This is a genomic window from Streptomyces sp. NPDC047315, assembly GCF_040643215.1.
GTDB lineage: Bacteria > Actinomycetota > Actinomycetes > Streptomycetales > Streptomycetaceae > Streptomyces.
In genome coordinates this window covers 1-14,013 of the sequence record NZ_JBEYTZ010000016.1, presented here as the reverse complement: position 1 = coordinate 14,013, position 14,013 = coordinate 1, and the positions used below count along the sequence as shown (strand labels likewise).

Genomic DNA, 14,013 nt, shown 5'->3' with positions numbered 1-14,013 from the left:
AGTCGACGCGGCGGTCGTGGGGACAGCGGACCAGGCGGTTCAGGGGCGCTCGGCCAGGCCGACCTCGTGGGCGAGCCGGGTCGCGGCCCGGGTGAAGAAGGCGTCCCGTTCCTCGACGAGCCGGTTGAACTGGCCGAACACCTCGAAGGAGATCAGCCCGAAGAGTTCCGCCCAGGCCGCCACGAAGGCCACCGCTGCGGCGGGCGGCAGGTCGGGGGAGAGCAGTGCGGCCAGCCGCTCCGCCTCCGGGCGCACGGCCGGGTCGAGGGACGGGAGCGCGAGTCCGGTGGTGGTGTACGCGTCGCGGGCGACCGAGATCAGGGCGTTGCCGACCCTCGCGGCCGGGCCGACGGTGTCCTGGGGCGCGGTGTACCCGGGCACGGGCGATCCGTAGATCAGGGCGTACTCGTGGGGGTGCGCGAGGGCCCAGGAGCGCACCGCCGAGCAGACCGCGGTCCAACGGGCGACGTGGACGGAGCGCTCCCGCGAGGAGGGTGCGGGGGCGGCGGCCAGGGCGGACTCGGCGGCGGCGCCGATGGCGTCGTACGCATCGACGATGAGCGCGGTCAGCAGGTCGTCGCGGCTCGGGAAGTACCGGTAGAGGGCGGAGGAGACCATCCCCAGCTCCCGGGCCACCGCGCGCAGGGACAGCTTCGCGGCGCCGTCGGCCGCGAGCTGTTTGCGGGCCTCGTCCTTGATCGCGGCGGTGACTTCAACACGGGCCCGGTCCCTGGCCCCACGGAGCGACGTCATGGTCGGCAGTGTTCCACGCTTCAGAGCACTGACCAATTTCGAGAGCGGCGCTCCAAAGCGAGAGCAGTGCTCTTGCTTTGGAGCGGCAGACGATGCAGACTGGAGTCAGTTCGAGAGCGGCGATCTCAAACGAGAGCAGTGCTCTCGATTTGGAGCACCGCTCCCTGAAGAGAGCACTGCACCACCCCGCCCGACGGTCGCGGGGCATCACCTCGGCGACCACAACCGTGCGCGCCGTACAAGCGCACACCAAAATTCACAGGAGCCCCCCATGCCTCACACGCCCACCGCACCCCAGGCCCAGCCTCAGACCCAGCCTCGGCAGGCCAAGGGCCACCGCCACTACATCAAGCCGGGCCGCTTCGACGCCGCCCTCAATGGGCTGGTCGGTTGGCTCGCACGGCGCGGTGTGAGCCTGATGGGCACGGCCGAGCTGTCCGTCCTCGGCCGTACCAGCGGCGAGTGGCGGAGCATCCCCGTCAATCCGCTCCCCTACGAGGGCGACACCTACCTCGTCTCCGCCCGCGGACACTCCCAGTGGGTCCGCAACCTCCGGGCCGCCGGCGGCGGGCGGCTCGTGCTGGGCCGCAAGACCCGGCACTTCACCGCCGTCGAGCTGACCGACGAGGAGAAGCCGGCCCTGCTCCGCGACTACCTGCGCCGCTGGGGCTGGGAGGTCGGCCGCTTCTTCGGTGACGTCGACGCGAACTCCACCGACGAGGAGTTGCTGGCCGCGGCCCACCGGCACCCGGTCTTCCGCATCGCCGTCGACGAGTCGCACTGACACGAACACGGACACGACGAGCACGAACGCCACCACCACCACGGCCACCGCCACCACCACCACCACGGCCACGAGGGCGACCGCGCACACGAGCCCCCAGGCGACAAGCCCCCACACGCATCAGCAGCCCGGCACGAAGAAAGCCGTGCCGCAGCAGCCACCCGAAGGTGCCCACCGCGACACGGCCGCCAAGCCCCGCGCCCGCCGCCCGGCCAGGGCCGACCCGGCTCACCCGGGGCTCATCCCCGCTACGCCGTGTTCGACGGCTCCATCTCCCCCTTGCCATCGCCCTTGTCGTCGCCCCCGTTCGCGTCGACAGCGTCTGCCGGCCGGGCTCCCGCCCGCCCCGCGCGACGGTCCAGCGTCTCCAACGCGCGGCGCGCCACCGCGCTCCCGCGGACGAGGCCGGCCAGCGTCGTCGAACCGCGCGTGATGTCCGTGAACGCGCGCCACGCCGGCCGCAGCCCGGTCAGCGCCGCGTGGAACAGCCCGGGCTTGCGCTCGAAGATGGCGAGCATCCGCCGCCCCACCCCCATCTCGACGCCGAGTCCGGCCTTGATGGCGAAGGCGTAGTTCAGCGCCTGGCGGCGGGCGTCGACCGCGTCGTGCGCCTCCGCGATCCGTACCGCCCACTCCCCCGCGAGCCGCCCCGACCGCAGTGCGAAGGAGATCCCCTCGCGGGTCCACGGCTCCAGCAGCCCCGCGGCGTCTCCGCACACCAGGACCCGACCGCGGGACAGCGGCGAGTCGTCGCTGCGACAGCGGGTCAAATGACCGGAGGAGATGGCCGGTTCGAACCCGGCGAGCCCGAGCCGGGCGATGAAGTCCTCCAGGTAGCGCTTGGTCGCCGCGCCCTCGCCGCGCGCCGAGATCACCCCGACGGTCAGCGTCCGCCCCTTGGGGAAGACCCACCCGTAACTCCCGGGCATCGGGCCCCAGTCGATGAGGACGCGCCCCGCCCAGTCCTCGGCCACCGGCTCCGGCACCGGGATCTCGGCCTCCAGGCCCAGATCGACCTGGTCGAGCTTGACGCCCACGTGGGCGCCTATGCGGCTGGCGCTGCCGTCCGCACCCACCACCGCGTGCGCCAGGATCGTCTCGCCCGCCGTCGTCACCACCGCGACGGTGCGCCGGTCCGGCACGGCCGCGCCGTGCTGCTCGACCCGGGAGACGGTGACCCCGGTGCGCAGCACCGCGCCCGCCTTCTCCGCGTGCTCGACCAGCTGTGCGTCGAACTCCGGGCGGTTGATCAGCCCGAAGAGCATCTTCTTCGACCGACGCGTACGCGTCAGCCGGCCGTTCAGACTGAAGGTGACGGCGTGCACCCGGTCCCTTAGCGGCAGTTCGAATCCGGGCGGCAGACTGTCCCTGGACGGGCCGATGATGCCGCCGCCGCACGTCTTGTAGCGCGGTAGCTCCGCCTTCTCCAGCAGCAGCACGCGACGGCCCGCCACTGCTGCCGCGTAGGCGGCGGACGCACCGGCCGGCCCTGCGCCGACCACGACGACATCCCACACCGCCTCGCTGTGCCCGTGCTCTTCCGCTCCTGCCCCGGTGACACCGTTCTCGCTGCTCACGATGTGGTTTCGCTCCCGATCCGACACGTACACGCTGCTCTCCGACGGCATCCTACGGCGCGGCCCCACCGTCCCGCTGTGGCAGGATCGACCGCGCGTTCGCCGTACACCCACTCCCAACGTCGCACCCGCGAGGAGCGTGCCCATGTCCGACCGTACGATTGCGGAGGCCGTTGCCTCCCTCATGCCGCGGGCCCGTACCGAGCTGGCGGAGTTGGTGGCCTTCCCCTCGGTCGCGGACCCGGAGCAGTTCCCGAAGAGCGAGTGCGAGGCCGCCGCGCGCTGGTGCGCGGACGCGCTGCGGGCCGAGGGCTTCGAGGACGTCGCCGTCTTCGACACCCCCGACGGCACGGAGTCGGTGTACGGATTCCTGCCCGGCCCCGAGGGCGCGCCGACCGTGCTCCTGTACGCGCACTACGACGTCCAGCCGCCGCTGGACGCGGACGCCTGGGTCTCGCCGCCGTTCGAGCTGACCGAGCGCGACGGCCGGTGGTACGGGCGGGGCGCGGCCGACTGCAAGGGCGGCTTCATCATGCACCTGCTGGCGCTGCGCGCGCTGAAGGCGAACGGCGGAGTGCCCGTCGGCGTGAAGGTGATCCTCGAAGGGTCGGAGGAACAGGGCACCGGCGGCCTGGAGCGTTACGCGGAGCAGCACCCCGATCTGTTGGCGGCCGACGTCATCGTGATCGGCGACTCCGGGAACTTTCAGACGGGCCTGCCGACGGTCGTGGCGACGCTGCGCGGGATGACGCTGCTGCGGGTGCGGATCGACACGTTGCAGGGCAATCTGCACTCCGGCCAGTTCGGCGGGGCCGCGCCGGACGCGCTCGCCGCGCTGATCCGGGTGCTGGACTCGCTGCGTGCCGAGGACGGTTCGACGACCGTCGACGGGTTGACGGCCGATCAGCCGTGGGAGGGGCTGGCGTATCCGGAGGACTCCTTCCGCGCGGACGCCAAGGTGCTGGACGGCGTTGAGCTGATCGGGTCGGGCACGGTGGCCGAGCGGCTGTGGGCGCGGCCCGCGGTGTCCGTCATCGGCATCGACTGCCCGCCGGTGGTGGGCGCCACCCCGTCGGTGCAGGCGAGCGCCCGGGCGACCGTCAGCCTGCGGGTGGCGCCCGGCCAGGACGCGAACGAGGTGACCCGGCTGCTGACGGCGCACCTTCGTGCGCACGCGCCGTGGGGCGCCCGGGTGTCGATCGAGCAGGTCGGCATGGGGCAGCCGTTCCGGGCGGACACCACGGGTCCGGCGTACGCGTCGATGGCGGACGCGATGCGGGTGGCGTACCCGGGGCAGGAGATGCAGGTGGCCGGCATGGGCGGGTCCATCCCGTTCTGCAACACGCTCACCGAGCTGTATCCGCAGACGGAGATCGTGCTGATCGGACTGAGCGAGCCAGCGTCGCAGATCCACGCGGTGAACGAGTCCGTCTCGCCCGAGGAGCTGGAGCAGCTGTCGCTGACGGAGGCGCTGTTCCTGCGGAACTTCGCGACGAAATAGCCGGCGGGCCCGGGCCGTACGCCTCGGGGCGGGTCGGTGCGCCGCAGCGTGCGGGGCTTCGACGGTTCACGAGGCGGTACGGCCCGGGCGCCGGGCTCAGCCGACGGGGACTCCGCCTTCCAGGTTGAGCACCACGCCGCGCTCGCGCGCCCGCAGGGCCCAGCGCAGCCGCTCGTAGCGTGGGGGCGGCAGCAGCCGGGCCGCCTCCCGTTCGCCGACGAAGCGCCAGCGGCGCAGTTCGTCGGCGGGCAGCCGTACGCGTTCGGCCTCCGCGCTGCCGATCGTCCCGCCGTCGAAGAGCAGCCGCAGCCCGCCGTAGCCGGGCGGCCTCGGCGGCTCCCAGTCGACGACGAGCAGCCGCGGCACCCGGTCGAGCGCGAGGCCCAACTCCTCGGTGACCTCCCGCATCCCGGCCCGGGCGGGCGCCTCCCCCGGCTCCACCACCCCGCCGGGGAACTCCCAGCCCGGCTTGTAGGTGGGGTCGACGAGCAGCACCCGGTCCGCGTCGTCGAAGAGCAGGACGCCGGCGGCGAGCGTTTCGGCCACGGGTTCGGGCGTCTGGACGATGGTGCAGACGGGCGCTTCACCGGTGCGCACGGCTTCGGCGATGCGGTGCGCGGTCTGCCGGGGGTCGAGGGCGCCGTTGTCGATGACGAAGGCGTCGTCGCTGATCCACTCCAGGGCGGTGCGGTAGGGCTCGATGCGGTCGTACGACCACTGGCGCCGCACCGGTCCCGCGCCGGGGCCGCGTGCTTCCGCGGTGTCGCCGTCGGCGCCGTTCGCCGCTCGGCCTTCGAGTTCCCCCTGGGCTTCGAGTTCTCCCCTGGCTTCAGGTTCTCCCCGGGCTTCGATCCGCGCCCGCAGGATCGTTTCATCTGGCCTCAGCAGCACCTGCCGTACCGGGATCCTGCGCGCCGCGAGCCCGCCGAAGATCTCGTCCCGGTACTCCTGGCGCAGCAGGGTCATGGGCACCACCAGCACGCCGCCGAGCTGCGCCAGCATGGCTGCGGCGGTGTCCACCACGAGCCGGCGCCAGATGGGCAGGTCCTGGTAGTCGTCCACCTCGTCGAGCTGCTTGGCCGGCAACAGTCGGTGCAGTTCCGCGCCGGTGAGCTCGGGGTCGTACAGCGTGCTGTTCGGAACAAGCTCCACCAGTTCGCCTGCGGTGGTCGTCTTGCCCGAACCGAACGCACCGTTTATCCAGACGATCACGGTTCCCCCTCTTCCCTCGCCCACAGTGGATTGCCCACAACGCCCCACCGCGTAACCCGACCCGAACATCGTGGCCGTCACCGGTCGACATGTGTCCGGGCCGCCGTCCCGGTCGGTCGGCGGCGGGGGTGGTGAAGCGTCTCACCTTACGTAAAGCGTGTGCCCCGGGCGCGGGGGGCGTGCTCAGCCCTTGCTGGAGCCGAGGGTGAGTCCGGCGATGAAGTGCCGCTGGAGCAGCAGGAACACCAGGACGGTGGGCAGGGCGACGATGACGGAGCCGGCGGCCAGCAGGTTGTAGTCGGTGAAGAACTGGCCGCGCAGGTTGTTGAGGGCGGAGGTGACGGGGAGTTTGTCACCGTCGGAGATGAAGACCAGGGCCCAGAGGAAGTCGTTGTACATCCAGGTGAACTGGAGGGTGCCGAGGGCCGCGAGGGCGGGGCGGCACAGGGGGAGCGTGATGCGCCAGTAGCGCGTCCACACCCCCGCTCCGTCCACCACCGCCGCTTCCTGGATCTCCTGCGGCAGGGTGCGCATGAAGTTGGCGAGGACGAAGACGCAGAACCCGATCTGGAAGCCGATGTTCACCACGAGCACGGCCCAGTACGAGTCGTACATCGTCATCGAGTCGGACATCCAGTACGGCAGCGGGATCCGGTTGAACAGCACGTACAGCGGGGTGACGATGACCTGCTGGGGCAGCAGGTTCCCGGCGGTGAACACCATCAGCAACGCGATCGAGCCGCGCATCGAGAGCCGGGACACGGCGAAGGCGACGAAGGACGCGAAGAAGAGCGTGACGACGACCCCGGGCACGGCGATCAGGAGGGTGTTGACGAAGTACTTCGTCATGCCCGAGTCGCTGAACGCCTGTTGGTAGTAGTCGAACGAGAGCTTCTTCGGGAGGGAGAAGTAGCCGTGTTCGGACGTCTCGTCGTAGGGCCGCAGGGAGGCGTACACCGCGAGCAGCAGCGGCGCGAGGAAGGCCAGCGACACGGTGGCCAGGAAGGCGTGGACGCCGAGACGGCCGGGGCGCACCCGGCGCCGGCGCGGCGGCAAAGGGGCGGCGCCGCCGGTGTCGTGGGCGGCGGAGTGGGGTGCGGTGGCGGTCATCGGTTCTTCTCCCCACGGATCTCCTGGACCAGGAACGTCACCACGAAGCCCAGCGAGAACAGCAGCAGCACGACGGCGATGGCGGAGCCGAACCCGATGCGGCTGGCTTCGCCGACGATGTTGTCCGTGACGAGCACGGAGAGCAGTTCGAGGCCGTTCCTGCCCTTGTTGACGGCGTACACGATGTCGAAGGCGCGCAGCGCCTCGATGACGGTGATGACGCCGATCAGGACGTTCACGGGGCGCAGGGTGGGCAGCACGACCCGGAAGAAGGTCTGCGTCTCGCTTGCGCCGTCGATGGCCGCGGCCTCCTTGAGGGTGGGGTCGACGGCCTTCAGCCCGGCCAGGTAGAGGATCATCACGTAGCCGGTGTGCCGCCAGGCCGCGGCCAGCAGGATCATCCAGAGGTTGAGGTCGGGGTCGCCGAGCCAGTCGGTGGGGTTCTGCTCGTCGCCGATGATCGCGTTGAGCGCCCCTTGGTCGCGGGAGAAGACCAGTTGGGCGATGAAGCCGACGACGGCGAGCGAGAGCACGACCGGCATGTAGAACGTGGACTGGTAGAAGCGGCTGAAGCGCACCCCGCGGTCGATCAGTACGGCGAGCAGCAGCCCGAAGGGGGTGGCGACGAGCCCGAGGAAGGCCAGCCACAGGAGGTTGTGGCCGACGGCGGGCCAGAACACCGGGTAGTTGCTGAGCAGGTTCTCGTAGTTGTCCGTGCCGACCCAGGTGATGTCGCCGATGCCGTCCCAACTGGTGAAGGAGAGCACGACGGAGGCGAGCGTGGGCCCCCAGATGATGACGACGTCCAGGAAGATCGGCACGCCGAGGAGTACGCCGAGGACGGCGACGTCGCGGCGGGTGTAGCGGCGCGGGCCCCGGCGCGCGGGGCGGCTGCGCCTGCGTCGCGCCGAGCCACGCGCCGAGGTGCGCGAATCCGTCGACCGACGGGCCGCGGGGTCCGGGGGTTGCGGTGGCTGTCCTCCGGTGGTTCGCGTCAGCGGCACGGGCAGACTCCAAGTCGGTCACGTCCGGCTGTCGGACTGCTGAGCGTCCGGGCACCCCCTGTCCGGGCACCTGGTGTCCGGACGCACGGGACCCGGGCACCCGGTGTCCGAGCGCCCGGCGTCCGGTCCTGCGGTGTCCGGGAGTGCGCTTCCCGGCACGCCCTACGCATCGCTGGCGAAGATGGTCTTCTTCTGCTTCTCGATGCTGTTGACGAGCCCGTCCACGTCCTTGGGGTCGTTGATGAAGCTCTGGATCGCGGGGACCATCACCGTCGACGAGAAGTCGGGCCGGGTGTCGCGGTCCAGGAACTGGGAGATCTGCCGGGCGCCGCCGACCAGTTCCACGGCCTTCTTCTGGAGCGGGGTGTACGCCGAGGTGTCCGCCCGGTCGCTGACGGCGATGTTGTTGGGGTCGCTCGCCAGGTAGACGTCCTCCGCCTTGCCCGTGGCCAGCCAGCGCAGCAGGTCCTTCGCCGATGCGAGGGTCTTGTCGTTCTTCAGCCCCTTGGACTTCTTCGCCATCAGGAAGCCGTCGATGGGGGCCTCCACCGCCTGCTGTCCGTGCTCGGGGTTGATCTCGGGGAAGGGGAAGAAGTCGATGTCGGGCCGGTCGGCCTCGGGGAACTGGGCGCCGGGGTGCGGCAGGCCGAAGACCGCCATGCCGGTCTCGCGCTTTTGCAGGCTGGTCGCCGCCTCCTGCCAGGTGCGTCCGTTGGCGCCCGGTTGGCAGTACGGCAGCAGGCTGCGCCAGGTGTCGAAGACGTCCTTGACGCGCCGGTCGGTCCAGGCTTCCTCGCCGGCCATCAGCGCCTTGTGGAACTCGTAGCCGTTGGTCCGCATGTTGATGTAGTCGAAGGTGCCCATCGCGGGCCAGCCGTCCTTGTCGCAGAAGGCGATGGGGACGAGCTTGTCCTTCTTCATCTGGCGGGCGAGGGCGAGGTACTGGTCGAGCGTCTTCGGCGCGGTGTAGCCGTACTTCTGGAAGAGGCTCTTCCGGTGGAAGACGGCCCACGGATAGAAGTAGTACGGCGTGAGGTACTGCTTGCCGTCCTCGCCCGTGGACTGTGCCTTGAGTGCGTCGGAGAAGCCCTCGTAGCCGGCCCACAGGTCGCTGATGTCGTGGAGCAGGCCCTTCTTGGCGAAGAACTGCATGCGGAAGCCCGCGAACCACATGAAGACGTCGTCCGGCTTGCCCTGGAGGTAGCGGTTGATGTTCTCCTGGAAGGTGTTGTGGTCGACGGTGTTGACCTTCACCTTCCGGCCGTCGGACTGCTTCTCGTACGCGGCGAAGGCGTCCGCGAAGGCCTTCTTCGGCACGGAGTCCGAGGAGTTGGAGCCCAGGGTGACGGTCTTGCCGTCACCGCCCGGGCCGCTGCCGCACGCGGCCAGGAGCGACGGCAGGGCGACGGCTCCCGCACCCACCGTCGCGCCGCGTAACAGGCTCCGGCGTGACATCCGATGACTTGTCACACTTCCGGGCACCGATGAACCGCGGGACCGGTCAAGCCAGGCGTGCGCCATGTCCCCTCCTCAGGGGTCCAACCCAACACAAACGAACGCGAGGATTGGATCTCACTCCCCCAGAAGGGCGCCGTCAAGGGTTCCGGCGCGAGATCGGGCAACCGTTATCGCATCTATTTCAACAGAGTCAAACACACCTCAACGAAGAGGCCCATGAAGGTGAGTGACGGCATATCACCTTTTCCATCGTCAACCAGTACCTGGAGTGGTCGGAGCGCTGGTCGTCGTACTCCCAGGTAGCACACGGCCCGGAAATACCGCCGACGGGTGTCCGGGCGCAGCCTTCGGGCAGGGCTCGTGCATCACCCGCCGATCGCGGCCGTCGTCTCGCCCGCCCTGCTGAGCAGCGCCGCCGCAGCGGCCCCCACCAGACCGGCATCGGCGCCGGTCAGCGCGGGCGCGACGGCGAGGTCCTGGACGAAGGAGAGCGTGGCGTAGTCGCGCATGCTGCGCCGGAGCGGGGCGAACAGGACGTCGCCCGCGCCCGCCACTCCCCCGCCGACGACGGCGATCTCGATCTCGACGAGGGTCGCGGTCGCCGCGATGCCGGCGGCGAGCGCCTGGGCGGCGCGGGCGAAGGAGGCGGTGGCCACCGGGTCGCCCGCGCGGGCGGCGGCGGCCACCGCGGCGGCCGAGGCGTCCCCGTCCCGGCCGGGCCGCCAGCCGCCCTCCAGCGCCCGGCGCGCGATGTTGGGCCCGCTGGCGATGCGCTCGACGCAGCCGCGCGCACCGCACGGACACAGGTCGCCGTCCAGGTCGACGCTGATGTGACCGATGTGACCGGCGTTCCCCGTGGGCCCCGGGTGGAGCCGGCCGCCGATGACGAGACCGCCGCCGACCCCGGTGGAGACGACCATGCACAGCGCGTTGTCGTAGCCGCGCGCCGCGCCCTGCCAGTGCTCGGCCGCGGCCATCGCCACGCCGTCGCCGACGAGCGCGACGGGCAGCCCGCCGGTGGCCCGACGGACCCGCGCGACGAGCGGGAAGTTGCGCCAGCCGGGCACGTTGACCGGGCTGACAGTGCCCGCCGACGCATCGACCGGGCCGGCGCTGCCGATGCCCACGGCGCTCACCCGCCGCCACGGGGGCGCCGCCGTCAACTCGGCGACGACCGCGTCGACGGCGCCCATGACGGTCTCCGCGTCCTCCCGGGCGGGGGTCGGTCTCTGCGCCCGCAGCAGTACGCGACCGGCGCCGTCCACCAGTCCGCCCGCGATCTTGGTGCCGCCGATGTCCAGCGCGGCGACGAGCTCCGTATGCATCGGTGTGTGGTCCCCCCGTGGCTTGCCGTACCTGCTGATGGTGCCTACTGATGGGCCACCAGTCTCCATTCACCTGACAACGTTGTCCAGGGCCTATGCTCGTCGCTGCACTTCCACTTACGCCGTACGACGACAGGACTGCGCACCGTGGCCGAAACCAATCGTTCTTCCATTGCGTCCGGCCGCCCCCGCGCTCCCGAGCGGCGCTACGGCAATCGGCCGACCATGAAGGACGTGGCGGCGCGTGCGGGCGTCGGGCTCAAGACCGTCTCACGGGTCGTCAACGGGGAGCCGGGGGTGACGCCGGACACCGAGCGCCGGGTCCAAGAAGCCATCGACTCCCTCGGTTTCCGCCGCAACGACAGCGCCCGCGTGCTGCGCAAGGGACGCACGGCCTCGGTCGGCCTGGTGCTCGAAGACCTCGCCGACCCCTTCTACGGGCCGCTGAGCCGGGCCGTGGAGGAGGTGGCCCGCGCCCACGGCGCCCTGCTGATCAACGGTTCGAGCGCCGAGGACCCCGACCGCGAGCAGGAGTTGGCACTCGCGCTGTGCGCCCGCCGCGTGGACGGGCTGATCGTGATTCCGGCCGGCCACGACCACCGCTATCTGGAGCCGGAGATCAAGGCGGGCGTGGCCACCGTGTTCGTGGACCGTCCGCCGGGCCGGATCTCGGCGGACGTGGTCCTCTCCGACAGCTTCGGCGGGGCCCGCGCCGGAGTCGCCCATCTGATCGCGCACGGCCACCGCCGGATCGGCTTCATCGGCGACCAGCCCCGCATCCACACCGCGGTCGAACGCCTCCGCGGCTACCGCGCGGCCATGGAGGACGCCGGACTCGCGGTCGCCGACGCCTGGATCTCGCTGGGGTCGACCGCGCCCGAGCGGGTCCGGGCCGCCGTCGACGCGATGGTGAGCGGACCGGAGCCGGTCACCGCCGTCTTCGCGGGCAACAACCGCGTCACCGTGACCGCGGTGCGGGCCCTGGCGGGGCGCCGCCCGGAGGCGGCCTTGGTCGGCTTCGACGACATCGAACTCGCCGACCTCCTCGGGATCACCGTCATAGCCCAGGACGCGGCGCTGCTCGGCCGCACCGCGGCGGAACGTCTCTTCCGCCGGCTCGACGGGATCGAGGACGAGCCGACCCAACTGACGCTGGCGACCCGGCTGATCCCCCGCGGCTCGGGCGAGATCCCGCCGGGCTAGGGCCTTCCAACGAGAGCCACCCGACGCCGTCTTCACGGGATGCGCACATTATCAGCCAGATCCTTCACGTATCAGCCAATTAGCCATGGAATGTGAACTTCCCGTTGTCTCGCTGAATAGGTCTGGACCAATCTTCTTCCAGCCATCGGGGCGCGGGCTCCGACGGCCCGAGAAGAGGGAGGGCTCCACGTCATGTCCCTACGCAAGATGTTCGCCACGGCGGCCGTCGCCGCAGCCCTGACCGGTGCCGGACTGATGGCCGCTCCGGCTGCCCAAGCGGCCCCGGCCACCGGCACGGCCAGCGCCGCACCGGCATCCGACGTCCAGCCGCTGAGATGGGTCTCATGGGGCAGCTACTCGTCCCTGGGCGCCTGCGCGTACGCGGGCCAGTGGGCGGTCATGAACGCCGGCGCGTCCTACTTCGACTGCGCGCCCAACGCCTTCGGCGGATACGACCTGTCCATCTGGCGCCCCTGACCCTCATCGACCCCGACGACGCACGACGGCGCCCGCGACCCGCCCCGGTCGCGGGCGCCCGCCGTCTCACCCGCCCAGTCGCGCCTCGGTCGGTGCGGTGCGGCGCGGGGAGGTGAAGGCTTCCAGGCCCGCCCGGTCGAAGCCGCTGAGCCCGGTGACCTCGTCGAGGTCGAGCGCGCCGCAGTCCAGGCCGCGGAGCAGGAATCCGCTCAGCGCCTTCGCCGTGGCGGGCTCGTCCATGACGTCGCCGCCCGCCCGGCTGGCGTACGCGGCGAGCCGCGCGGCGGCCTTGTCCAGGCCCTCGCGATAGAAGGCGAACACCGCCGCGTAGCGGGTGGGGATGTGCCCGGGGTGCATGTCCCAGCCCTGGTAGTAGGCGCGGGCGAGCGCGCGGCGGGTGAGGCCGTAGTGGAGCCGCCACGCCTCGTGGACCCGTGCGGTGGGTCCCACGGGCAGCACGTTGGTGGAGCCGTCCGACACCCGTACGCCGGTGCCTGCCGCAGCCACCTGCATCACCGCCTTGGCATGGTCGGCGGCCGGGTGGTCGCTCGCCTGGTGCGCCGCGCTGACGCCGAGGCAGGCGCTGTAGTCGAAGGTGCCGTAGTGCAGTCCGGTGGCGCGCCCTTCGGCGGCGCGGATCAGCCGGGCGACGGTCGCGGTGCCGTCTGAGGCGAGGATCGCCTGGCTCGTCTCGATCTGGATCTCGAAGCCGATCCGGCCGGCGTCGAGGCCGTGCGCCTCTTCGAACGCCTCCAACAGCCGCACCATCGCGGTGACCTGCTCGGGGTAGCTGACCTTGGGCAGGGTGAGCACCAGCCCGTCCGGCAGCCCGCCGTGCTCGACCAGCCCGGTGAGGAAGACGTCGAGGGTCCGTACGCCCCGGTCGCGCACGGCCGCCTCCATGCACTTGGTTCGGATGCCCGTGTACGGGGCGGCGGTGCCGTTCGCGTACGCCTCGGCGACCAGCAGCGCGGCCCGGGCCGCGTCGGCGTCCTCCTCCTCGTCCGTACGGCCGCCGTACCCGTCCTCGAAGTCGATGCGCAGGTCCTCGATCGGCTCGCGCTCCAACTTGGCCCGCACCCGGCCGTGCACCGGCTCGGCGAGATGGTCGGGCAGGTCGAGGGCGGCGGCGAAGGATGCCGCGTCCGGGGCGTGTTCGTCGAGCGCGGCGAGCGCGCGGTCACCCCAGGTGCGAACGGTGTCCGCGGTGAAGGTCTCACCGGGCACGTAGACGGTGTGGACGGGCTGGCGGGTGCCGGGGTCCCCGGGGTAGCGGCGGGCGAGTTCGGCGTCCACCGACGCGAGGGCGGCGCCGACGGCGCTCGTGACTGCCTTGTCGAAGGTGGTTGCCGGCTGCTTCCGTGGACCCATCGCTGCACGCCTCCCGTTTCCGCCGAACGGAATCAACAATCCGCATGGCGAAGCTAGTCGGCGGCTCTGACCTCCGTCAATGGTCCCCGGTAACGGCCGGAGCCGCACGGCTGGTCGGCCGTGCGGCTCCGGTGTGCAGCGTCGTTCAGCCCTTGTGGGTGTTGATTTCGTCGGTGAGTTGGGGGACGACGGTGTGGAGGTCGCCCACGACGCCGTAGTCCGCGAGGTCGAAGATCGG

General features: G+C 71.3%; 13 protein-coding genes. 4 read left to right on the top strand and 9 right to left on the bottom strand.

Going from position 1 to position 14,013, the window contains the following annotated elements; all coding sequences use genetic code 11:
* Positions 1 to 39: 39 nt before the first annotated feature.
* Complete coding sequence (locus ABZ842_RS19680) at positions 40 to 753, bottom strand: TetR/AcrR family transcriptional regulator (RefSeq protein WP_361538060.1); 714 nt, start codon at positions 751 to 753, stop codon at positions 40 to 42.
* Positions 754 to 1,024: 271 nt separating this feature from the next.
* On the opposite strand from ABZ842_RS19680, the gene ABZ842_RS19675 reads away from it, so the two are divergent.
* The gene (locus ABZ842_RS19675; protein WP_361538058.1) at positions 1,025 to 1,537 is read left to right on the top strand and encodes a nitroreductase family deazaflavin-dependent oxidoreductase; all 513 of its coding nucleotides are present in this window, start codon (positions 1,025 to 1,027) and stop codon (positions 1,535 to 1,537) included.
* 248 nt (positions 1,538 to 1,785) lie between these two features.
* Here ABZ842_RS19675 and ABZ842_RS19670 read toward each other — a convergent pair whose 3' ends face one another.
* On the bottom strand, positions 1,786 to 3,165 hold the full coding sequence (locus ABZ842_RS19670) for a geranylgeranyl reductase family protein (RefSeq protein WP_361538056.1): 1,380 nt from the start codon (positions 3,163 to 3,165) through the stop codon (positions 1,786 to 1,788).
* A 94-nt stretch (positions 3,166 to 3,259) separates the two neighbouring features.
* On the opposite strand from ABZ842_RS19670, the gene ABZ842_RS19665 reads away from it, so the two are divergent.
* Positions 3,260 to 4,615: a dipeptidase gene (locus ABZ842_RS19665; protein ID WP_361538055.1), complete on the top strand. Its 1,356-nt coding sequence runs from the start codon at positions 3,260 to 3,262 to the stop codon at positions 4,613 to 4,615.
* 96 nt (positions 4,616 to 4,711) lie between these two features.
* Here ABZ842_RS19665 and ABZ842_RS19660 read toward each other — a convergent pair whose 3' ends face one another.
* The 5 genes from ABZ842_RS19660 to ABZ842_RS19640 form a co-directional block, all read right to left on the bottom strand.
* The gene (locus ABZ842_RS19660; RefSeq protein ID WP_361538053.1) at positions 4,712 to 5,827 is read right to left on the bottom strand and encodes an NUDIX hydrolase; all 1,116 of its coding nucleotides are present in this window, start codon (positions 5,825 to 5,827) and stop codon (positions 4,712 to 4,714) included.
* A gap of 183 nt (positions 5,828 to 6,010) precedes the next feature.
* On the bottom strand, positions 6,011 to 6,937 hold the full coding sequence (locus tag ABZ842_RS19655) for a carbohydrate ABC transporter permease (RefSeq protein ID WP_361538051.1): 927 nt from the start codon (positions 6,935 to 6,937) through the stop codon (positions 6,011 to 6,013).
* Positions 6,934 to 7,941, bottom strand: a complete 1,008-nt coding sequence (locus ABZ842_RS19650) for a sugar ABC transporter permease (protein WP_361538049.1) — start codon at positions 7,939 to 7,941, stop codon at positions 6,934 to 6,936. The genes ABZ842_RS19655 and ABZ842_RS19650 overlap by 4 nt, the downstream gene beginning before the upstream one ends.
* 162 nt (positions 7,942 to 8,103) lie before the next feature.
* Positions 8,104 to 9,396: an ABC transporter substrate-binding protein gene (locus ABZ842_RS19645; RefSeq protein ID WP_361538047.1), complete on the bottom strand. Its 1,293-nt coding sequence runs from the start codon at positions 9,394 to 9,396 to the stop codon at positions 8,104 to 8,106.
* A 368-nt stretch (positions 9,397 to 9,764) separates the two neighbouring features.
* The gene (locus ABZ842_RS19640) at positions 9,765 to 10,724 is read right to left on the bottom strand and encodes an ROK family protein (protein WP_361538045.1); all 960 of its coding nucleotides are present in this window, start codon (positions 10,722 to 10,724) and stop codon (positions 9,765 to 9,767) included.
* A gap of 225 nt (positions 10,725 to 10,949) precedes the next feature.
* Here ABZ842_RS19640 and ABZ842_RS19635 point away from each other — a divergent pair, with 225 nt between their 5' ends.
* Both ABZ842_RS19635 and ABZ842_RS19630 read left to right on the top strand, forming a co-directional pair.
* A complete protein-coding gene (locus ABZ842_RS19635; RefSeq protein WP_361538298.1) occupies positions 10,950 to 11,927 on the top strand; it encodes a LacI family DNA-binding transcriptional regulator in 978 nt (325 codons plus the stop codon).
* 192 nt (positions 11,928 to 12,119) lie between these two features.
* Positions 12,120 to 12,404, top strand: a complete 285-nt coding sequence (locus ABZ842_RS19630) for a hypothetical protein (protein WP_361538043.1) — start codon at positions 12,120 to 12,122, stop codon at positions 12,402 to 12,404.
* 66 nt (positions 12,405 to 12,470) lie between these two features.
* Here the strand turns inward: ABZ842_RS19630 and ABZ842_RS19625 are convergent, their stop codons facing one another.
* A complete protein-coding gene (locus ABZ842_RS19625; protein WP_361538041.1) occupies positions 12,471 to 13,775 on the bottom strand; it encodes an aldolase/citrate lyase family protein in 1,305 nt (434 codons plus the stop codon).
* Between the two features lie 145 nt (positions 13,776 to 13,920).
* On the bottom strand, positions 13,921 to 14,013 hold a 93-nt coding region (locus tag ABZ842_RS19620), incomplete at its 5' end, for an electron transfer flavoprotein subunit alpha (protein WP_361538296.1).